A 21,384-nucleotide genomic window follows, 5' to 3' on the forward strand; every position below is an offset into this window, starting at 1 on the left:
TGCGCCCAAGATGCGGGGCTGCCTCATCCAAGACACCCAGCCACCACCATTCATGTCTCTTCGCTCTGCCGCAGCCCTCGTTCTGCTTTCAGTCCTGCTGACGGGGATGACTGCCTGGGCACAGCCGCTGACCCTGCCCAGCCTGAATGCCGACAAGCCCGCAGCGCAACCCGAAGTCCTGACTGCCGAACAGGCTTTCGAGCTGGTCCACGCCGAGCAAAGCGCCATCAAGACAGAGGCTGATGGCCGCCGCCTGCTGGAGCTGCGCTGGAACATTGCTCCTGGTCACTATCTCTACCGCGACCAGTTGCGCCTGCTCGATGCTCAGGGTCAGCCAATACCACTGCAGATTCCTGAAGGACGGACCCTGAGCGATGCCTTTTTTGGCCATGTGCAGGTCTTTCACCGGGAGTTGCGCATTCAGGCCACGCTGCCTGAACGGTCGGCGCAATGGCCGCTGGAGCTGCAATGGCAGGGCTGTGCCGAGATAGGCATCTGCTACCCGGTACAGCAGCAGAGCATCAGCGCCGCTCAAGCAGGCATGGACGGGAATGCGGATGCCCCGACTCCAGCCCTGAGCGAAGGCAATACCGAAACAGCTCAGCCCGGCTTGCTGCAGGCACTGGCCTTGCCCGCCAGTGTGCGGATAGGCCCTCTCGCTCTGCCCACCATGGCTCTTGCCGCATTTCTGGCATTGTTTGCCAGCCAGTGGTGGGCGCGGCACAGGCAGCGGCAAAGCGATCAGCCTGTAGAGGCTCTGCTGCTTCAGGCCACGCTTGCCGGACTGGTGGCGGCGCGCACGGCCTACGTCGTGCAATGGTGGCCCGAGTACTGGGCGCCCGTGAGCGCATCTCCCACCAGCGTGCTGCAGATTCTGGATATTCGCGACGGTGGCTGGAACCTCTGGGCCGGACTGCTGGTGGCGGTTCTCTGGGCAGCCTGGAGCTGCCGCAGCCATGCACTCCTGAAACGTGGCGTGCTGCAGTCCCTGGGTGTGGGTGCCTTCATTCTGACGGCAGCTTACACACTGCGAAATTGGGTTGAGCCTCCAGAGGCTTCACTCCCCTCTCTGACGCTGGTCAGCGCTGCCGCTCAGCCCACGGATCTGCGCAGCTACGGCGGTCAACCGCTGGTCATCAACCTCTGGGCCAGTTGGTGCCCGCCCTGCAAGCGCGAGATGCCGGTACTGGCCCAAGCGCAAAAAGACCATCCAGGTGTGCGTTTCATCTGGATCAACCAGGGTGAAGACGCCGCTGCAGTGCTGCGCTATTTGCAGTCCATGCCTCTACCCCCTGCCCAGGTGCTCCTGGACCCTGAGCAGCTCGCCGGTCAGCACTGGCAGCAACGCGCCCTGCCATCCACCTATTTCTATGACGCGAACGGACGCCTGCGGTCCACGCGTATGGGGGAGCTCTCCCGCGCCAGTCTGAGCGAGCAGCTGCGCATCATTGCACCCCCGACACAGGCCCCATGACTCAAGATGGACAAAGGTTTATCGTGCCACGTTTACAGCCCCTGTCACGCCAATTGATGGCGCTGATCCTCCCCATCTTCGCTGCAGCCGCCGCCACCGTGGTGGCCGTGGCTTATACCCGCGACGTGATTGCCGCCAGCGGCGCTGCAGCAAGCGGTGCGGCAAGCAGCGACCTGCCCTCAGCGCAGTTTCTCGCCGAGCAAGGCCTGCAGATCGTGGGCCCCATGCAGAGCTCCGGTGGCCTCAAGGCCTGGGCCGCCTACCGCGACCAGCAGCCCATCCCCATCTACCGCATGCCTGACGGCAAGCACTGGGTGATTGGCACCGTCATCGATGCCCAGGGCAAGGATGTCAACGCCAAAGCCTTGCACAACGCCGTGCAAAAGCCCATGGGCCAGGAGTTCTGGACCGATCTGGAGCGTACACACTGGATTGGCGACGGCAAGCCCGATGCCGCCCGCATCGCCTATGTGTTCACCGATCCCAACTGCCCCTATTGCAACCAGCTCTGGCGCGATGCCAGGCCACTGGTGCAAGCTGGCCAGCTGCAGTTGCGCCATATTCTGGTGGGCATGCTGCGCCCCAGCAGCGAAGGCAAGGCCGCCGCCATTCTGGCCTCCAAGGCACCCGAGCAGGCTCTTGCCAGCCATGCCATGGCCTATGCCGACGCTCATGGCAAGAATCCCGATGTCCTGGGTATTGCACCGCTGCAGCGCATCCCCCTGTCGGCCCGCGATGCACTAGCCAACAACGCCGCGCTGATGAGCAATGCAGGCCTGCGTGCCACACCCGTGACGATCTGGAAGAATGCCCAGGGGCTGGTGCAGATCCGCACCGGCATGCCGCCCGGGCTGCTGGACGAGTTGATGGACAAAGCTCCCGCCAAGTCGCCCGCACATTAGGATTCAAGTCACCGCATAGCCCCTGCACAGAATTTGCAAGCGGCTATCATCGCGCTAGCAAATCTGCCCCAACACCATGAGCCGACCTGACTGGACCCCCCTGCTGCCCGCCCTGCGCCCCAGCACCCGCATCGTGCTGCACGCACCCAGCACGCAAGCACTGGTCCGCGCACGCGGCAACTTCAAGAACCTGAAAGCCGCCAACCCCGAGTTGGAAGTCTGGATTGTCGTCAATGCCCAGGCCGTGCAAGCCGTGCTGGACCAGCCGGACGACATGGGCCCTGCTCTGGCACATGTGCTGCTGTGCCCCAACACGCTCAGGAACGCCGGCATCAGCGCACCGGACAATATTCAGGTGCTGCCCATGGGCGCCGTCGAAGCCATCGCCCGCATGCAGCAGGATGGCTGGACCTATATCCGCAGCTGAGCAGGCTGCGCTCGGCACTCCAGAGCCGTGCGCACTCCGGGCTAAAGACCCCAGTCCTTGAGCGCGGGCAACGCCAACTGGGTTGCGGCATAGCCTTCATCGATGGACTCGCGCCCCCGGTAGAAGTCCATCAGCCCGACATGCGAGAGGCGCGGAGCAATCAGCACCTCGGCCGGGTCACCCGCCATGCGGCTGCGGGTGATGCGCATCTGCATGATGTTGACACTGGCCATGACCACATTGACCAGCGAGGGCACAGGCACAGAATCCCCGTCCTCGGCATCGCCCTCCCCCTTGCGCCCCCTGCGCATGACGGATGAGGACAATGTCTTCACGCTCGTCATGCTGCGCATCCATGCGCCCGCCCAACCGAGCGGTGAGCCATTCGCCGCCAGCGCTTCAGGAATCTGGCCCAGCGGCACCGGAGGCTCTTCCTCATCCAGATGCAGCTGCGAGACCCTGAGCTCGCGGGAATGCAGGTTGATCTCGCTCTCGCTCATGTCAACGGGCTTCATATGCCTGCGCATGATGTCGGCATTCAAATCGACGGCGATGACGATGTCCGCACCCATGGCGCGCGCCAGCGACACCGGCACCGGGTTGACCAGACCGCCATCGACCAGCAGCCGCCCCTCTCGCATCACCGGAGTGAACAGGCCGGGCAAGGCGATGGATGCGCGCACGGCTTCGGCAATCGAGCCCTTGCGCAGCCAGACCTCGGCACCTGTCTGCAGATCGGTGGCCACGCAGCCGAATGGCGTGCCCAGTTGCTCCACGGTTTCCTGGACGAAATTCTCGCGCCAGAACTCGATGATCTTCTCGCCCTTGAGCAATCCGCCGCCCAGATTGAAGTCCATGAAGCCGAAGACCTTGCGCTTGCCCAGGCCCAGCACCCAGCTCTCGAAGGCATCCATTTCGCCGGCGGCATAGGTTGCACCGACCAATGAGCCAATGGAAGTGCCGCAGATGATGTCGGGGCTGACACCGGCCTCGCGCAGCGCGCGCAGCACGCCAAAATGCGCCCAGCCTCTTGCGGAGCCGCTGCCCAGGGCCAGGCCCACAACGGGTTTGCGTCGCAATTTGTTCATGTAGCCCTCCTTGCTGCTTCTACAGTCGACTCAACCGGGCTGCTCGCCCCTTAGCAGGGCCAGCATGCCAGCTTCGTCCAGCACGGGCACGCCCAGTTCCTCGGCCTTGGCCAGCTTGCTGCCCGCCTCGGCCCCGGCCACCACATAGCTGGTCTTTTTGCTGACCGAACCCGAGACCTTGGCACCCGCCGCCTCCAGCATATCCTTGGCGGCGTCGCGGCCCAGCGTGGGCAAGGTGCCGGTCAGCACCACGGTCAGGCCGGCCAGAATCTGAGGCGCCTTCTCGGCTGGCTCGCCTTCCTCCCAATGCACGCCGCAGGCGCGCAGTTGCTCCACCACCTCGCGGTTATGGGGCTGGGCAAAAAAGGTGTGAATGCTGTCGGCCACCACCGGCCCGACATCCTTGACTTGCAGCAACTCCTCCACGCTGGCGTCCATGATGGCGTCGAGCTTGCCGAAATGCTTGGCCAGATCCCTGGCCGTGGATTCGCCCACATTGCGAATGCCCAAGCCAAACAGAAAGCGCTGCAGCGTGGTGCTCTTGGATTTTTCCAGGGCTGCCAGCACGTTCTGGGCGGATTTCTCGGCCATGCGATCCAGCGCTGCCAGCGAGCTCAGGCCCAGCCTGTAAAGGTCAGGCAGCACGCGCACCACCTGGGCATCCACGAGCTGATCGACCAGCTTGTCGCCCAGACCTTCGATGTCCATGGCTCGGCGGTGAGCAAAGTGCAAGATTGCTTCCTTGCGCTGTGCGCCACAGAACAGGCCGCCCGTGCAGCGGTGGTTGGCCTCGCCTTTTTCACGCACCACCTCGCTGCCGCAGATGGGACAGGTCTTGGGCATGCGGAAGTTGGGCACATAAGCAGGCCGCTCGCCCGGCACCCGTCCCACCACCTCGGGGATCACATCGCCCGCACGGCGCACTATGACCTGATCGCCCACGCGCACACCCTTCTTGCGGATGTCGAACAGATTGGACAGCGTGGCATTGGTCACCACCACACCGCCCACCTGCACAGGAGCCAGGCGGGCCACGGGCGTCAGCTTGCCCGTGCGCCCCACCTGCACATCAATGGCGTCCATGAGCGTAGGCATCTCCTGCGCCGGATATTTGTGCGCCACGGCCCAGCGCGGCTCGCGCGACTTGAAGCCCAGCTGACGCTGCAGTGCCAGGCTGTTGACCTTGTAGACCACGCCGTCGATTTCATAGGGCAGATTGGCGCGCTCGGCACCGATGCGCTCGTGAAACGCTACCAGTTCAGAAGCACCCAGCGCAATACTGACTTGCGGTGCAACCGGAAAGCCCCAGGATTTCAAAGTCTGCAGCATGGCGTAGTGCGTGCCGAAGTCCGGCCCGCCCTGCTCCGGCGGCGTGATCTCGCCCAGACCATAGGCGAAGAACGACAGCGGACGCTGGGCCGCGATATTCGAGTCGAGCTGACGGACCGATCCGGCCGCCGCATTGCGCGGATTGGCAAAGGTCTTGGCACCTGCGGCCTGCTGGCGCGCGTTGAGCTTGTCCAGATCGGCCTTGGCCATATGCACCTCGCCGCGCACCTCAACCACGGGCGGTACATCGCGGCCTGCGGACAGGATCAGTGGAATCTGGCGAATGGTACGGATATTGTGCGTGACGTCTTCCCCCACCTCGCCATCGCCGCGCGTGGTGGCCTGCACCAGGCTGCCGTTTTCATAACGCAGATTCATGGCCAGGCCATCGAACTTGGGCTCGGCCACATATTCGATGGCTGCAGCGGACTCATCCAGCCCCAGTTCCTTGCGCACACGCTGGTCGAAGGCAATGGCACCCGTGGCCTCATTATCGGTCTCTGTCTGGATGCTCAGCATGGGCACGGCATGGCGAACCGGAGTCAAACCGTCCAGCACCGCACCGATCACGCGCTGCGTGGGAGAGTCCGGTGTAACGAGTGCGGGGTAAGCCCCCTCCAGTGCTTCGAGTTGCTGATAAACGCGGTCATATTCCCCGTCGGGCACCGTTGGCGTATCGAGCACATAGTATTCATGTGCCCACTGGTTGAGCTGGGAGCGCAACGCGGCAGCCTTGGCCATCACGCTTTCAGGAACCCCATTTTTGACAGCTGCTGGCGCTTTCTGGCCCTGGGGTTCAGCGGAAAAAAGATCTAAATTCTCGGTCATGCTCTGCCCGCTGGAAATTCAAGGTCGGGGATAAAAAAGGCCAACATTGTTGGCCTGTTTGTTTTAGCTGAAAAGCCTTCTGGCAAGAAGTGAGCCGGCCGACAGCTCTGCGCTGTCGAGCTTGTCGTAGAGCAGCTCCAGGTCATGCTGAATCGGGTCCAGTGCCGAAACCGGCAGCAGATAGCCGTTCTGGTCGCAGAGCACGCCGTCCATGGTCTGGCACAGTTGCTCCGCCACCTGACGCAGGCGCGCAAACGGCTGCTGTCCACGCGGCACCTGGGCCACGTCCAGGCTGAGCAGGAATTCGCGCACGACGGACTGATCCAGATCATCGCCCATGGCGGCCTGGGGGTCGTAGTTCAGCACCAGCACCGGAGGCAGGCCCTGGATGGGGGAGGCAAGCACCATGCGGCCCGGCATGGGCGTGATGACAAAGCCCAGGCGCTGGGCATTTTGCTGGACATAACCAGCACTCCAGGACGCCTGACGCGCACGCAGCATAAAGCTCAGCTGCGCATCGTGCTCGCTGGCGAACTGATCGAGCTCGCGTGCACGCGAGACCTCGTTGAGCATATTGGGCACGTCGGCCATGGCGCCCAGCGCATCGGCGAAGCGCTGCACCTTGGTGACGAACTCCGAAAACTCGATCTCGTTGAGGGCACCGGTACGGTTGGCCAGCTGGACACCGGCCTGAAAGCCCAGATAGCGCTGGCCGGTCTGCAACGGCTCCCACTGCTTGCTGTCCTGGTTCATGCCTTCAATGGCAAAGGGCTTGTTGCCGGCACGGCGGGTACTGGGCTGGGCCTGCAAGGCCACTTCACCAGGAACAATCTGGGCCACGGTGATCGGAGCAATCGCATCGATCAGCGCATCCAGATGGCCGCGTCGCTCCACTGACGGCGCGGGAGGAATCGAAGCGGCCAGAGGAGCATCCGTCAACACGGGCTCCACAGCCTGCGCGGCCTGCTCGGTCACTGCTGCAATGGCTGCATCCGTGCCCTGAGCGTTCACCTCCTCCACAGCATGCGCAGCCTCGGTCGTCTCGGCCTTGTGCTGGGCGGCCGCCAGGGCTTCCTGACGCTGCGCTTCCTCATGGGCTTCGCGCGCCACCAGGCGGGCCAGTTCGGCATCGGCTTCGGCAAAGCGACCTGCGGATTCGGGCATCTGCAGGGGCTCGGTACCGGGAATGGCCTTGCCGAAATCCCCCAGCACGGGCTCATGCTGGTATTTGGTCAGGTCCGCACCATGACCGACGGTGTTCATTCCGGGCTCGAGGCGCTGAGGATCTGTGCTTTCTTCCTCAGGCTCGGCCCGCTTGGGCGCATTGCGACGCGCAGTCCAGGAGTTGTAGGCAACGATCAGCGCCAACAGCACCACACCCAGGACGGCCAGACTGATTTGCAAGTTACTCATGTGAGAAAACGGTTCTTCAATAGGGGATGACCGGGCTCAGGATAGCTCAGCCATGGAGAGGGCGGACTCCATGTCCACCGCAACAATTCGTGAAACGCCCTGTTCCTGCATGGTCACACCAATCAGCTGCTCGGCCATCTCCATGGCGATCTTGTTGTGACTGATGAACAGGAACTGGGTTCCCTTGCTCATGCTGTAAACCAGCTTGGCATAACGTTCGGTATTGGCGTCGTCCAGCGGCGCATCCACCTCGTCCAGCAGACAGAATGGCGCTGGGTTGAGCTGGAAGATGGCAAACACCAGCGCAATCGCGGTCAGCGCCTTCTCGCCGCCCGAGAGCAGGTGAATGGTCTGGTTCTTCTTGCCGGGCGGCTGGGCAATCACCTGCACCCCGGCATCGAGAATCTCGTCGCCGGTGATCACCAGCTTGGCCTGACCGCCACCGAACAGCTCGGGAAACATGCGGCCAAAATGGCGATTGACGATGTCGAAGGTGCCGGTCAGCAAATCCCGCGTCTCGGCATCGATCTTGCGAATGGCTTCTTCCAAGGTGTTCATGGCCTTGGTCAGATCATCCATCTGCGCATCGAGGAAGGTCTTGCGCTCACGCGCCAGGGTCAACTCATCCAGCGCGGCCAGATTCACGGCCCCCAGAGCCTGGATTTCGCGGTGCAGGCGGTCGATCTCACCCTGCAGGCCGTGCATGCGCACATTGCCTTCGGCAATCGACTGAGCCACAGCAGCCAGATCGGCCTCGGCTTCGGTCAGCAGATTGCTGTACTGCTCCAGACCCAGGCGCGCAGCCTGCTCCTTGAGCTGGAATTCTGTGATGCGCTGACGCAGCGGGTCCAGTGCCTTTTCCAGGCTCTGGCGGCGCTCGTCGCTGGCACGCAGCTTGTTGGTCAGATCCTCATATTCGCTGCGGCGCTCGGCGACGTCTTTTTCGCGCTGCATCTTCAGATCCAGCGCATCCTGTAGGCCGCCCTGCGCTGCGGCATCAGACAGTCTTGCCAGTTCGTCCTGAGCGCGTTGCTGCTCCTCGGCCAGGGACTTGGCCTGCTGGCTGGCGGTTTCGATGGTGCGCGACAGCTCGGCGCGACGCGCGTGCAGCGTGCGCTGCGAGAAGGTCGCCTCCTGGGCCTGACGCTCCAGGCTGCGCAACTGCTCGCGCGATTCGTTCAGGCGGCGCTCGGCCTCCAGCACGCGATCTCCCAGCTGGGCATGGCGCTCCTGGCTGTCGGCCAGCTGCATGTCCAGCTCTTCAAAGCGGGCCTCGGCGGCGACCTTGCGCTCTTCGATATCGGAGAGCTGGGTTTCGACTTCGGACAGATCCGCCGAAATTTGCGCATTGCGTGCCCGCGCCTGCTCGGCCAGTTGAGACAGGCGCAAGGTCTCGACCTGCAGCTCATGGGCACGGCTTTGCGACTCGCTCGCTTCGCGGCGTGCGGACACCAGACGCTGCGAGGCATCGGCGTAAGCGCTTTCGGCGCGCACCAAGGCCGAACGCGATTCATCGGCGATCAGCGCCTGGGCGCGGACTTCCTTTTCCAGGTGCTCGATTTCCTGCGCCCGCGCCAGCAGCCCCGATTGTTCGGAGTCCTGCGCATAAAAGGTCACGCTGTGCGCGGTCACCGCATGGCCGGTGGGCACATAAATGGTCTCGCCAGCCTGCAGATCGGCACGCTTGGCCAGAGCCTCGTCGAGCGTGGGCGCGGTATAGCAGCCCGTCAGCCAGTCCACCAGCACGGCGCGCAGGCCGGCGTCATTGATCTTGAGCAGATCGCTGAGACGCGCAAAGCGCGCAGCCGCAGGTGCGCCCGCGGCCTGAGCCTGGCTGAAGAAGGCCAGCCGGGCCGGCGGAGCGTCCAGCCCCCCCGAGCCCAGAAAACCGCGCACCATGTCGAGGCGACCGACTTCCAGCGCACCCAGACGTTCGCGCAGTGCGGCTTCCAGCGCATTTTCCCAGCCCGACTCGATGGCTATGCGGCTCCACAGGCCTTGCATGCCGTCCAACCCATGCTTGGCCAGCCAGGGCTGAAGCTTGCCATCGGTCTTGACCTTTTCCTGCAAGGCCTTGAGCGCATCGAGCCGCGCCGACAGATCGGCGTGACGACTGTTTTCGGCATTCACGGCCTGCTGACGTGCGCGCCTATCCTCATCGAGTTGCGGCACGCTATCCTGCAACTCATTGAGGACGGCATCGGCCATCTCGGCCAGCTCCTGCGCCTCGGCCAGTTGCGCCTGCAAATTGTTCAGGCGCGCTTCGTCCGGCGTTTCCAGTGCATTGCGGTCGGCCCGCAAACGTTCGTAACGGGTTTCAAACTGGCGACGCTGCTCATCGAGACTGCGCTGCTCGGCGGCCAGCACCTGAATCTGCTGCTGCACCTGCACCACCGAGTTGCGCTGGTCTGCATCGGCTTTCTGCGCCTTATGCAGAGAATCTTCCAGATCGGGCAGGCGGGTGCTTTGCTCCTCGAGCTGGGCAGCCAGCATCTCGGCCTGCTCTTCGGCATCCATGCCCGCACCCTCGATGTTCTCGATCTCGCCCTGGGCCTCTTCGCTGCGGCTGCTCCACAGCAGCAGTTGCTCGGCCAGTTGCTGCAGACGCAGTTGCACGCGCTGGCGGCCTTCGACCACATAGCGGATTTCGGCCTCCAGCTTGCCGACCTCGGCCGTGGCTTCGTAGAGCTTGCTCTGAGCCTGATTGACCTGATCGCTGGCGTCGTAGTGCGACTGGCGCAGGGTCTCGAGTCCGCTCTCGTTGTTGCGGATATCGGCCATGCGCTCTTCGAGCTCGTTGACGACCTTGAGGCCTTCGACACGCACGCGGTCCTGCTCGGCCTCGGCATCGGCCCGCTTCATGAACCACAGTTGATGCTGCTTGAGCGTGACCTGGGCGTTCAGGCCGTTGTACTTGGCCGCAACTTCGGCCTGCTTTTCCAGCTTGTCCAGATTGGCATTGAGCTCGCGCAGAATGTCTTCCACACGGGTGAGATTCTCGGTCGTGGCCGAGAGGCGGTTTTCCGTCTCACGACGACGCTCCTTGTACTTGGAAACCCCGGCCGCTTCTTCGAGGAACAGGCGCAGCTCTTCGGGACGCGACTCGATGATGCGGCTGATCGTGCCCTGACCGATGATGGCGTAGGCACGCGGCCCCAGACCCGTACCCAGAAACACGTCCTGAACGTCGCGACGACGCACGGGCTGGTTGTTGATGAAGTAGCTGCTGTTGCCCTCGCGCGTGAGCACGCGCTTGACGGCGATTTCGCCGAACTGCCCCCACTGACCGCCGGCACGGTGGTCGCTGTTGTCGAAGGTCAGCTCCACACTGGCACGGCTGGACGGCTTGCGATGCGTGGTGCCGTTGAAGATCACGTCCTGCATGGACTCGCCACGCAGCTCGCTGGCCTTGCTCTCCCCCAGCACCCAGCGCACCGCATCCATGATGTTGGACTTGCCGCAACCGTTGGGCCCCACCACGCCGACCATCTGCCCCGGCAGAATGAAATTGGTGGGCTCGGCAAAGGATTTGAAGCCGGAGAGCTTGATGGAGTTCAGGCGCACGGTGTCGGTGTCGGTCTAGAGGCTGGCCAGCAAAGGCTTGTGATTGGGAAAGACAAACGGCAAAAGCGGTTGCACAAACGCAAAACTTGAAAAAGCCCTGTTCTTGCTCGCAACCGTCAACAGACGGGAATCATAACGCGGCCTGCCCCCTCGTCAGCCAAGATTGCTGCATACACGCAAACCATAGCTGCCTGCGCAGGATCGGCAAGGGATTGGGGCAGATTTTGATCGAGTAAGAGAGCAGCGGACGCCTCAGGTGCGCGGCTGAAAAGCAATCAGACCCGCACCCAGCAGGCAGACGGCCACCCCTGCCATATCCCAGGCGCTGGGTTTGATACCATCCACCAGCCACAGCCACAGAAGCGCCACGCTGATGTAGATGCCGCCGTAGGCCGCGTAGATACGACCCGATGCCGAGGGATGCAAAGTCAGCAGCCAGACAAACAAGGCCAGGCTGACCGCAGCGGGCAGCAGCAGCCAGGCGCTGCCGCCCTGCTTGAGCCAGAGCCAGGGCAGGTAGCAGCCCACAATCTCCGCCACGGCGGTCAAAACAAATAGCAACAGGGTCTTGATTTCAGGCAATTCAATCTCTCACACAGCGAAATGCGGGCATTGTAGAGAGCATGGACTGCCTCAACGCATGGACACCGGACTGAGAGCCGGCGTCAGAGATCCCGGCACATTGCCATTGGTGACCAGGCTCTCGAACTCGCTGACGGGCACGGGCGGACTCATCAGATAGCCCTGCCAGGCATAGCAGCGTATGCCTTCGAGAAAACGACACTGCGCCTGGGTCTCCACGCCTTCGGCGATCACATGCAGACTCAGGCTCTTGGCCAGAGCCACAATGGTGCGGGCAATAGCCGCGTCATTGGGATCGGTCAGCACGTCACGCACAAAACTGCGGTCGATCTTGAGCTGGTCCAGCGGCAGCCGTTTCAGATAGGACAGCGAGGAATAGCCGGTACCAAAATCGTCCAGCGAAAATCCGATGCCGTAGGACTTCAGACGCATCATCTTGGCGATGGCGTCGTCCACGTCGGAGACCAGCATGCCTTCGGTCAGCTCCAGCTTGAGCCGACGAGCATCGGCTCCATGCTCGGCCAGCGCCTTGAGCACCTGTTCGACAAATCCGCTCTGATGGAACTGCTTGGGGCTGACGTTGACCGAGAGCACCAGTTGCGCATAACGGGGGTGCTTGGCCCACGTCGCCAGTTGCTGACAGGCGGCCTGCAGCACCCAGTCGCCCAGGGGCAGGATGACGCCTGTTTCCTCGGCCAGCGGAATGAAATGCGCAGGAGGGACAAAGCCTTTTTCAGGATGCTTCCAGCGCAGCAGACCTTCGGCGCCAATCACCTTGCCCATCTCCACCTGGGGTTGATAGAACAGCTCGAATTCACCGGCCTGCAGACCGGCACGCATGTCCTGCTCAAGCGTACGACGCTCCTGCAGCGCCGATTGCAGCTGGGGGTCGAAGAAGCAACTGACATTGCGCCCCTGGCTCTTGGCCTGGTACATGGCCATTTCAGCGCGGCGCTGCACTTCTTCACCCGTCAGTTCTGGCTCGCCAAACAGGCTCAGACCCATGCTGACGGTGATGGAGCGCGGAATGCCGCCGATCTCTATGGGCTCACGCAAACGGCTCAGCCACTGGTCGGCCTGCTGCTCCAGCCTGGCGGCAGCCGCCACGGAATCGCTGCCAAGGTCCTCGATCAGCAGCACAAAATCATCGCCGCCCTGACGAGCAATCGTGGCCCCTGAAGGAAGCAGACCACGGATGCGCTGACTCATCGACTGCAGCAGCAAATCGCCCTGATCCAGGCCATAGGTCTCGTTGAAGGCTTTGAAGTTGTCGATATCCAGCAGCACCACACCGCCAAAATGGGCCTTGCGTTGCGCCACAGCCAGAGCCTGTTGCAGCCGATCAGCCAGCAGGCGCCGGTTGGGCAGGCCAGTCAAGGCGTCGTAGAAGGCCAGACGGCGGACCTCCTGCTCGGCCGCCATGCGCTGGCTCTGATCCTGCAGCACCATCAAGCACCCTTCGGCTTGCAACACGGCACTGACCGCAACCGGGCGGCGCAGACCGTCTACCCCACTGAGCATCAACGTCTGCGCAGACACCGTGCAGGCCGACGCCTCGGTGGCGAGCTCGTCCCACTGGGCCTGCACATCGTCGACACGCTCGGATTGGCGCAGCTGCAACGTCCGGCGGGCCTGAGCCTTGGCGACTTCCCAGCGCTGGATGACGCGCTCGCGCTCAGCGGCATCGGGGAACATGCGCTCCCACCACTGCTGGGTTGATACGCCGGGCTTGCCCCCATGGCCGGCCAGACGCAGAAACTCTTCGTTCCAGTAGACCAGGCGCCCATCCAGATCCTCCATGACCAGACCCACCGGAAGTCTTTGCATGAGATTGCGCAACTGCTGATGACCCAGCCGCTCCATCTGCTCGAGGCGCTTGCGCCCGCCGATGTCCTGCACCAGCACCTGCAGGCGCCGCGATTCATGACGTCCGGTCAGAAACGCATTGAGTTCAACCCAGACTGGCGCACCCTCCCTGGAACGCAGACAGAACTCGCCCGCGTTGTGCTGGAACTGCTGCAAGTCCAGTCCTTCAAGCAGTTGCGCACAGTGCGCCTGGTCTTCGGGCATGACCAGCTCCAGCACGCTGCGTCTGTGAATCTCCTGGGCCTCATAGCCCAGCAACTGACAGAAATGCTGGTTGACCTTGAGTACGCTGCGCGTGGCGATATCAAGCTCGAGCACGCCCATGGCAGCCTGCTCGCACATGGCATGAAAACGTGCATCACTATCCTGCCTTGCCTGAGCACTGAACTTGAGGCGCCGGCTCCAGCTCCAGCGGCTTTGCCACCAGCCCGAGACCCAGGCTGCCAGCACCAGCCCCGCCAGCAGACCCAGGCCCAATACCAGCCAGGGCAGATACCTCTCAAACCTTCTCTGAGTGCTGAGCGCTGGCTTGAACTGCAGCGACCAGATGCGGTCATACACCTGTATCTGCCGCTCCAGCGGCTTGATCAGGGCAAATTCAGGATGGGTTTCCGCCTCCGCCCACAGCGAGCCAGTGAACAAGATCTCCGAGCCGCCAGCAAGCATCGACAGCGGCGTGGTCAGTCTCCTGTGGTCCCCACCGGCCTTTGGCGATGGGTCGGCTGGGCTGAGATCCACCAGCTTGAAGGCGACCTGAGGGTAGAGGTTGGCCGGAACCAGCCCCCTCGCAAATTCGCCCAGACGGATCCGGGCATTGAGCGTCCCGAGCGGCTTTACTGAAGATTTGGCGGCGCCGCCCTCCTCTGCTGCAGCCCACAACGGAGCCCGCAACACCACGCCCTTGGGACTATCGGGCAGTTGCAGAAAGCGAAATGGAACCGACATCGACATCTGGCGAGAGTTCCACGCCTGCATCAAGGAATGAAATGCCGCCGCCGGCTGACGCGCGTTGCTTCCCGCCAGTGCCTCGTTGCCTATCAGCGGCCAGACGTAGGAAACCTCGAAGGCCTGTGAATCACGCGCAAGATCGGTGTGCTGCTCCGCAGTCAGCGCACGGGTCAGACTCAGGGCCTGCAGCCCCACCAGACTATCCTGACTGAGCAGAGCATGGGCATGCTGGGCAAACACCTGCTGGCCCGCATCCGCATTGCTGGCCATTTGCTCGGCGAGCTTGACGAGCAGACGGTCATAGCTGCCCAGGCGTTGCTCCAGAGCTCGCGTCGCCATATCGGCACTGAGCTGCAAGCGCTGTTGCATGCGCGACTCCTGGCGTTGATGGAGCATCCAGCCCCCCAAACTGCCACAGGAAATTCCAAAACCCAATGCCAGCAGCGCCAACCAAGGTTTACGCACTTTCATCACTGGCTGCGTTGCGAATTGCGACATGCAAAAGACACAAGATTCCTGAGTTGCGAGGCGGCTCCAGTCGACAGTGGCACCTTGCAGCAAAGGCTGCAGCACCATGAGCCAACATGAGGAGCGACATAGTTTGTAGGAGCAAACCTACATCCAAAGAACATTCACACCAAGTGATTACCCTGAAAGCCTTGGCATGATTGCGTCTAGATTTAGATCAAATCATAGGCATAAGCTTGTATATCCATTACAAAGCGCTGCAAAATCAAGAGCAACCTCAGGTCGCAAAATTGACAAATGTCAATATTTGTCGGAGCTTAGTCCCATTCAGGCCGCATCACAAACCACGACAGCCCGTATCTTTTTAGCAACAATTAAGCAGAACCACAGCGCTGTACCCGGTTATTCCCGCCTGCAAGCGCCTGCGGTTTGTCCACCGGCAATAAAGCAACCATGTCACAACGCACGACCCTGCTGATCGTCTACCACTCACTGACCGGCGGCACGCTCCAGATGGTTGAAGCGGCCAGCACCGGCGCCCGGCAGGAGGAATCCGTCGAGGTCCGCGTGCTGCACGCCTCCCAGGCCGGCCCGCAAGACCTGCTGCAAGCTCAGGGCTATCTGTTTGCCACGCCGGAGAATCTGGCCGCCATCAGCGGTCTGATGAAGGATTTCTTCGATCGAAGCTATTACGGCGTGCTCGACCGGATACAGGGCCGCCCCTATGCCAGTTTGGTCTGCGCCGGCAGCGACGGTCATAACGCAGCAAGGCAGATGGAACGCATTGCCACCGGCTGGCGCCTGAAGGCCGTGGCAGAACCGCTCATCATCTGCACCCATGCCCAGACGCCGGAGGCCATACTCGCCCCCAAACAGATACCGGCCGCCGATTTGCAGCGCTGCGAAGAATTGGGGCAATCGCTGGCCACGGGACTGGCCTTGGGCATTTTTTAGAAAAACAAGGGTTTGCCCGCATCATTCCGGGCAGGACAGGCTCCATACAAAGGCAAGAATGGAGCCTTCGAATCGAGTTGTATAAATGTGCCATCATTGCTCGCGCATGCTTTGCCCTGAAGCGCGCTCCCAAGCAGGCATAGTCTGCGACTTCACCAGCTCTTGCGTCCATGATTGAACCAGACACCGAACGCCCCAAGCGCACGCCACGCGGCCCCAGTCCGCAAAAGACCCAGGCCACACGCCGCTCCATCGTGGCGGCTGCGTTTGCAGAATTTCTGGAACACGGCTATGCGCGTGGCACCACGGCGTCGGTTGCACAGCGCGCAGGACTGTCCAAGGTCACGCTGTTTCGCTATTTCGACAGCAAGGAAGCCCTGTTCGAGGCCGTGATCCAGACACATATCGCCTCGGCCGCCGTGGCCTTGCAGTCCAGCCCCATGCACGAGCATGAATCCGTGGGCGAGTATCTGCTGCGCACAGTGGGAGCCGCGGCGGAAGTCATAGACAGCAGCGGCCGCTCCGCAACGGCCAGGCTGGTCGTCGCCGAAGGCCTGGAATTTCCACTGCTGGCGCAGATGTATCGTCGTTACGTGCACGATGCCTTGCTCGAGCACTTCACCCGGCTCGCGCAGCTGGCCGCCAAACGCGGCGAACTCAAGGCGCCGGAGCTGGTGCAGCACCCCGAATTGCTGCTTGCGCCGCTGTGGCTGGCCATGATGAACAACACCGTCATCCATCCCGAAGTGCCCATGAATGCCGGAACCCTGTTCCGGCTTCAGGTGGCTCTGCTGTTCAAGATGCCTTGAGTGTTGGCGCGTTGAAAATTCAATGAAATCTGGCTCAATCGCTTACTGGTAAAGCGTGAGAAGCTATCAAAAACAAAGCCGCAGTTCGAAAGACTGCGGCTTTGTTCATCGGGCGAGTTCGTCCATCAACCCTGCTGTGCGGCCTCTTCTTCTCCACCCAGTGCCTTCCACAAGGTCACGCGGTTGAGCTGCTCCGACAGGCGCAGGCCTATCAAGGTCTGCTGCGCGGTATAGAGGCTGCGCTGCGCATCCAGCACCGTCAGATAGTTATCCACGCCGGCCTTGAAGCGAGCGTTCGACAAATCGAAGGCTTTCTGCGTATTGGCCACCATGCTGGTCTGGGCCGCCAGCCGCTCACCCCACTGGGCTCGGTCGGCCAGCACATCCGCCACCTCCTTGAAGGCTGTCTGCACGGACTTCTCGTACTGACTCAGTGCAATGCGCTGATTGCTTTCGGCCACCTGTACATTGGCGCGGTTGCGGCCGCCATCAAAAATCGGCAGCTTGACCAGAGGGATGAAACTCCAGGTGCTGTTGTTGTTGCCGAACAAACGGTCCAGCTCGTTGCTGCCGGTACCGACACTGCCAGTGAGCGTGATGCTGGGAAACAGCCCCGCTCTGGCTGCGCCGATATTCGCGTTCATGGCCTTCAGATTGCGCTCGGCGGCCTGCACATCGGGACGTTTGAGCAGTACCGATGATGGCAGGGGTACGGGAACGGCCTTGAGAGCCGCCGTGTCTGCCGCGCCCGCCAGGGTCTGCGCAGTGGGCAGCAGTTGCACGGGCACCGCGCCCCCCACCAGCAGTTGCAGGGCATTGCGGTCCCTGTCGGCCTGGGAGGTGTAGCTGGCCACATCGCCGCGCGCCGTATCGACCGTGGTCTGGTTCTGGGCCAGCACCAGGCCGGAGGTCGAGCCCAGCTCATGCATGCGCCGTGTCAGCTCGAAAGCCTTGATGCGGCTGTCCAACGTGTCCCTGGCCAACTGCAGGCGCGCCTGATCGGCCGCCAGCGTCAGCCAGGCATTGGCGACATCGGCCACCAGGCCGATCTGCACATTGCGCCGGTTATCCTGGCTTTGCAGAAACTGCTGCAGCGAGGCTTCGCTCAGATTGCGGATGCGCCCCCACAGGTCCAGCTCGTAGCTGGCGAAACCCAGCTGGGCCGTGTATTGCTCGGTGACGCTGGAGCGCCCTGCCGTCGTCAGATCCCCTGCGGTGCGCGTGCGATTGCTCTGTGCCTGGGCCGTGATGCCCGGCAGCAGATCGGCTCTGGTGATGCCGTACTGGGCCCGGGCCTTCTCGATGTTCTCCAGCGCGACACGTAGATCGCGATTGTTGCTCAGCGCCAGCGCCACCACCTCGCGCAGCTGCGGCGACTGCAACCATTGCAGCGCCTGGGCCTGTTGCAGCGCCGCCTCGCTGGCCTGGGCCGGCGCGGCGTTGCCGGACACGGTCTCTGGCACGGGCAGATCAGGCGTTTTATAGGCAGGGGCCAGATTGCAGCCCGCCAGCAAGGCCGTCACTGCGGCCGCCGCCATGGTCGAAAATTTCATGCTCGGGCGCCTCATGCTGCGCTTTCCTTGTTGACGTCAGCCGCCTCATCGCTGCGCGAGCGGCTCTTGAACCAGCTGCGAACCAGCAGGAAGAACACCGGCACGAGGAAGATACCCAGCACCGTCGATGCCACCATGCCGCCCAGCACGGCCGTGCCGATGGCATTGCGACCACCAGCGCCAGCGCCGGTGCCGATGGCCAGCGGGATCACGCCGAAACCAAAGGCCAGAGAAGTCATCAGGATGGGACGCAGACGCAGACGCACGGCTTCCACCGTCGCATCGAACAGCTTCTTGCCCTGCTCCTGCAACTGCACGGCAAACTCCACGATCAGGATCGCGTTCTTTGCCGCGAGACCCACGGTGGTGAGCAGGCCGACCTGGAAATACACATCGTTGGTCAGGCCACGGGTATAGGTCGCCAGCAGCGCGCCCACCACACCCAGCGGCACGGCCAGCATCACCGACAGCGGCACCGTCCAGCTTTCATAGAGTGCGGCCAGGCACAGGAAGACGAACAGAATCGAGATGGCATACAGCATGGGCGCCTGCGCACCGGACTGGCGCTCCTGCAAAGAAGCGCCCGTCCATTCGTAGGCAATGCCGTTGGGCAGCTTCTTCAAGATATCTTCCACCGTCTCCATGGCTGTGCCCGAGCTGATGCCCGCTGCGGCACGGCCTTCGAACTCATAGGCCGGGCTGCCGTTGTAGCGCAGCAGCTGGGGCGAGCCGTAGGCCCAGTAGCTTTTGGAGAAAGCTCCGAAAGGAACCATCTCGCCCTTGTTGTTGCGCACCGTCCATTTGGCGATATCGGTGGGCAGCATGCGGTACTGGGCATCGCCCATGATGTAGACACGCTTGACGCGACCATTGTTCAAGAAGTCGTTCACATAGGTGCCACCCATGGCGCTGGAGAGCACGCTGTTGATGTCGCTGTACGCCAGCCCCAGCGCGGCGGCCTTGCGGTCATCCACATCCACGCGCAGCTCGCTGGCGTCTTCCAGATTGGTGGTGCGCACGGCAGTCAGCAGATTGTTGGCGCGCATTTCACCAAGCACCTGATCACGCGCGGCGAGCAGTGCTTCATGGCCCACACCATTGATGTCCTTGATCATGAAGTTGTAGCCCGAACTCGAACCCAGGCCACGCACTGCAGGCGGCAGCACCACTTGCACGCGCGCATCACGGATGCTGGCCAGCTCCCTGGTCGCCTTGTTCGCAATGGCCGCGGCCGATTGAGAAGGCAGCGGACGCATGTTCCAGGGTTTCAGACGGATGAAGCCGCGCGCCGAACTCTGGTCGCCGTTGAGACCGGACACCTGGTTGAAGCTGATCACATCCGGCTGCTTGGCCAGGTACTCGCGCACCTCGTCCAGCACTTCCTGAAGACGGGCATTTGAAGCACCGGAAGGCAGGTTCACGTTGACGTAGACAAACCCCTGGTCCTCATCGGGCAGAAAGGAAGTGGGCAGCTTGGCCATCAGTAGCCAGACCGCGGCCAGCACGGCCAGGAAGATCAGCATCATGCGCTTGGCCCGGCCCAGGCTGAAGGCCACGGTGCTTTGGTAGCGATTGGCGGCGGCATCGAAATTGCGGTTGAACCAGCGGAAGAACCGGTCGTTGATGCCCAGCACCCCGGAGCGTATGGGACGCTCATGACCGTCGCCATGGCTGCGATCCGGTGCCTTGAGAAGCGTCGCGCACAGCGCCGGTGTCAGCGTCAGGGCCACAAACACGGACAGCGCCATGGCCGCCACGATGGTGATGGAGAACTGGCGATAGATCACACCCGTGGAGCCGCCAAAGAAGGCCATGGGCACAAACACCGCCGACAGCGTGACCCCGATGCCGACCAGCGCAGGCGTGATTTCCTTCATGGACTGGCGCGTCGCCTCCTTGGGAGACTTGCCCGTCTCGTGCATCACCCGCTCCACGTTTTCGACCACCACGATGGCATCGTCCACCAGCAGGCCGATGGCCAGCACCATGGCAAACATGGTCAGGGTATTGATGGAGAAGCCCGCGACGGACAGCACGCCGAAGGTGCCCAGCAGCACCACCGGCACGGCAATGGCGGGAATCAGCGTGGCGCGGAAGTTCTGCAGGAACACGAACATCACGATCACCACCAGCACCATGGCCTCGCCCAGCGCATGCACCACTTCGCTGATCGAGGCCCGCACGAAGGGCGTGGAGTCCGAGCTCACGAAATAGTCGATCTGATTGGGAAAGAAGGGCTTGAGCTCGGCCAGCTTGGCCGCCACGGCATCCGACACCGCCATGGCGTTGGCACCATCGGCCAGGATGATGCCCATGCCTGCGCCCGGCATGCCATTGAGCTTGGCCTGGATGGACAGATTGTCGGCCCCCAGTTCCACCCGGGCCACGTCCTTGATGGTGACGACAGAGCCGTCATTCGAGGATTTGAGCACGATGCCCTCGAACTGCTCCACGGTCTTGAGCTTGGTGCGCGCCGTGATGGTCGCGTTCAGCTGCTGGTTCTGCACCGCAGGCAAGGCCCCCAGCTGACCTGCCGAGACCTGGGCATTCTGCGCGTTGAGCGCGCTGCTCAGATCGGAGGGAATCAGCCCGTACTTCTCCATCTTGGCGGGGTCCATCCAGATGCGCATCGCATACGGCGTGCCGAAGACGTTGATGTCGCCGACGCCTTCGATGCGACCGATGATGTCCACCAGATTGCTGTTGATGTAATCGCCGATGTCCACTGCGGTCACATCTTCATCGGGCGAATAGAAGCTGTAGGTGACCAGAAAATCCTGGCCGCCCTTGTTGATGAATACGCCACGCGTCTTCACGGAGTCCGGCAGGCGGTTGACCGCGCCCTGGATCTTGTTTTGCACCTGCACCTGGGCCACGTCGACATTGGTGCCCGGAGCAAAGGTCAGCGTGATGCGAGCCTGACCGGAGGCATTGCTGGTCGAGCTCATATAGAGCATGTTGTCGATGCCCTTGATCTGCTGCTCGATGATCTGCGTCACCGAGTTTTCGACCGTCTCGGCCGAAGCGCCCGTGTACTGGGCGCCGATGGTCACGCGGGGAGGAGCGATCTCGGGGTACTGCTCCAGCGGCAGCAGCTTGATCGACAAAGCCCCGGCCAGCATGATGATGATGGCGATGACCCACGCAAAGATGGGCCGGTTGATGAAGAACTGAGCCAT

Annotated in this window: 13 protein-coding genes; 5 read left to right on the plus strand and 8 right to left on the minus strand. The window is 62.4% G+C overall.

Features of this window, described 5'->3' with window-relative positions:
• Nucleotides 1–52: 52 nt before the first annotated feature.
• The 3 genes from CSE6_RS00545 to CSE6_RS00555 all read left to right on the plus strand — a co-directional run bounded on the left by CSE6_RS00545 (nucleotide 53) and on the right by CSE6_RS00555 (nucleotide 2,803).
• Nucleotides 53–1,474, plus strand: a complete 1,422-nt coding sequence (locus tag CSE6_RS00545; protein ID WP_238585622.1) for a prolipoprotein diacylglyceryl transferase family protein — start codon at nucleotides 53–55, stop codon at nucleotides 1,472–1,474.
• A gap of 56 nt (nucleotides 1,475–1,530) precedes the next feature.
• Nucleotides 1,531–2,376, plus strand: coding sequence for a thiol:disulfide interchange protein DsbG (gene dsbG, locus CSE6_RS00550; protein ID WP_052088796.1), 846 nt, complete (start codon nucleotides 1,531–1,533; stop codon nucleotides 2,374–2,376).
• Nucleotides 2,377–2,452: 76 nt separating this feature from the next.
• Nucleotides 2,453–2,803, plus strand: a complete 351-nt coding sequence (locus tag CSE6_RS00555) for a hypothetical protein (protein ID WP_034380816.1) — start codon at nucleotides 2,453–2,455, stop codon at nucleotides 2,801–2,803.
• A 41-nt stretch (nucleotides 2,804–2,844) separates the two neighbouring features.
• On the opposite strand, the gene CSE6_RS00560 is transcribed toward CSE6_RS00555, so the two are convergent.
• The 6 genes from CSE6_RS00560 to CSE6_RS00585 form a co-directional block, all read right to left on the minus strand.
• Nucleotides 2,845–3,891 carry a patatin-like phospholipase family protein gene (locus CSE6_RS00560; RefSeq protein WP_012838693.1) on the minus strand — a complete coding sequence of 349 codons (1,047 nt, stop codon included), beginning with the start codon at nucleotides 3,889–3,891 and terminating at the stop codon, nucleotides 2,845–2,847.
• A gap of 30 nt (nucleotides 3,892–3,921) precedes the next feature.
• Nucleotides 3,922–6,048, minus strand: coding sequence for an NAD-dependent DNA ligase LigA (gene ligA, locus CSE6_RS00565; RefSeq protein WP_059439671.1), 2,127 nt, complete (start codon nucleotides 6,046–6,048; stop codon nucleotides 3,922–3,924).
• 63 nt (nucleotides 6,049–6,111) lie between these two features.
• Nucleotides 6,112–7,461 carry a cell division protein FtsZ gene (locus CSE6_RS00570; RefSeq protein WP_034354132.1) on the minus strand — a complete coding sequence of 450 codons (1,350 nt, stop codon included), beginning with the start codon at nucleotides 7,459–7,461 and terminating at the stop codon, nucleotides 6,112–6,114.
• Nucleotides 7,462–7,497: 36 nt separating this feature from the next.
• Complete coding sequence (smc, locus tag CSE6_RS00575; protein ID WP_034380825.1) at nucleotides 7,498–11,025, minus strand: chromosome segregation protein SMC; 3,528 nt, start codon at nucleotides 11,023–11,025, stop codon at nucleotides 7,498–7,500.
• A gap of 252 nt (nucleotides 11,026–11,277) precedes the next feature.
• On the minus strand, nucleotides 11,278–11,607 hold the full coding sequence (locus CSE6_RS00580) for a YnfA family protein (protein WP_034354139.1): 330 nt from the start codon (nucleotides 11,605–11,607) through the stop codon (nucleotides 11,278–11,280).
• Nucleotides 11,608–11,658: 51 nt separating this feature from the next.
• On the minus strand, nucleotides 11,659–14,790 hold the full coding sequence (locus CSE6_RS00585; RefSeq protein ID WP_059439700.1) for an EAL domain-containing protein: 3,132 nt from the start codon (nucleotides 14,788–14,790) through the stop codon (nucleotides 11,659–11,661).
• A gap of 552 nt (nucleotides 14,791–15,342) precedes the next feature.
• On the opposite strand from CSE6_RS00585, the gene CSE6_RS00590 reads away from it, so the two are divergent.
• Both CSE6_RS00590 and CSE6_RS00595 read left to right on the plus strand, forming a co-directional pair.
• Entirely contained in the window at nucleotides 15,343–15,843 is a 501-nt protein-coding gene (locus tag CSE6_RS00590) for a flavodoxin family protein (protein WP_034380827.1), read from the plus strand.
• A 170-nt stretch (nucleotides 15,844–16,013) separates the two neighbouring features.
• Nucleotides 16,014–16,652 carry a TetR/AcrR family transcriptional regulator gene (locus tag CSE6_RS00595; protein ID WP_034354146.1) on the plus strand — a complete coding sequence of 213 codons (639 nt, stop codon included), beginning with the start codon at nucleotides 16,014–16,016 and terminating at the stop codon, nucleotides 16,650–16,652.
• 125 nt (nucleotides 16,653–16,777) lie between these two features.
• Here CSE6_RS00595 and CSE6_RS00600 read toward each other — a convergent pair whose 3' ends face one another.
• Nucleotides 16,778–18,220, minus strand: coding sequence for an efflux transporter outer membrane subunit (locus tag CSE6_RS00600; protein ID WP_059439672.1), 1,443 nt, complete (start codon nucleotides 18,218–18,220; stop codon nucleotides 16,778–16,780).
• The gene (locus CSE6_RS00605; RefSeq protein ID WP_059439673.1) at nucleotides 18,217–21,384 is read right to left on the minus strand and encodes an efflux RND transporter permease subunit; all 3,168 of its coding nucleotides are present in this window, start codon (nucleotides 21,382–21,384) and stop codon (nucleotides 18,217–18,219) included. The genes CSE6_RS00600 and CSE6_RS00605 overlap by 4 nt, the downstream gene beginning before the upstream one ends.

The sequence above is a fragment of the Comamonas sp. E6 genome (assembly GCF_001010305.1).
Classification (GTDB): Bacteria; Pseudomonadota; Gammaproteobacteria; order Burkholderiales; family Burkholderiaceae_C; genus Comamonas; species Comamonas thiooxydans.

Coding starts and splice junctions, on each gene's coding strand:
- CSE6_RS00545 (WP_238585622.1), top strand. CDS start 53: ATGTCTCTTCGCTCTGCCGCAGCCCTCGTTCTGCTTTCAGTCCTGCTG.
- dsbG (WP_052088796.1), top strand. CDS start 1,531: ATGGCGCTGATCCTCCCCATCTTCGCTGCAGCCGCCGCCACCGTGGTG.
- CSE6_RS00555 (WP_034380816.1), top strand. CDS start 2,453: ATGAGCCGACCTGACTGGACCCCCCTGCTGCCCGCCCTGCGCCCCAGC.
- CSE6_RS00560 (WP_012838693.1), bottom strand. CDS start 3,891: ATGAACAAATTGCGACGCAAACCCGTTGTGGGCCTGGCCCTGGGCAGC.
- ligA (WP_059439671.1), bottom strand. CDS start 6,048: ATGACCGAGAATTTAGATCTTTTTTCCGCTGAACCCCAGGGCCAGAAA.
- CSE6_RS00570 (WP_034354132.1), bottom strand. CDS start 7,461: ATGAGTAACTTGCAAATCAGTCTGGCCGTCCTGGGTGTGGTGCTGTTG.
- CSE6_RS00585 (WP_059439700.1), bottom strand. CDS start 14,790: ATGCAACAGCGCTTGCAGCTCAGTGCCGATATGGCGACGCGAGCTCTG.
- CSE6_RS00590 (WP_034380827.1), top strand. CDS start 15,343: ATGTCACAACGCACGACCCTGCTGATCGTCTACCACTCACTGACCGGC.
- CSE6_RS00595 (WP_034354146.1), top strand. CDS start 16,014: ATGATTGAACCAGACACCGAACGCCCCAAGCGCACGCCACGCGGCCCC.
- CSE6_RS00600 (WP_059439672.1), bottom strand. CDS start 18,220: ATGAGGCGCCCGAGCATGAAATTTTCGACCATGGCGGCGGCCGCAGTG.
- CSE6_RS00605 (WP_059439673.1), bottom strand. CDS start 21,384: ATGGCTCAGTTCTTCATCAACCGGCCCATCTTTGCGTGGGTCATCGCC.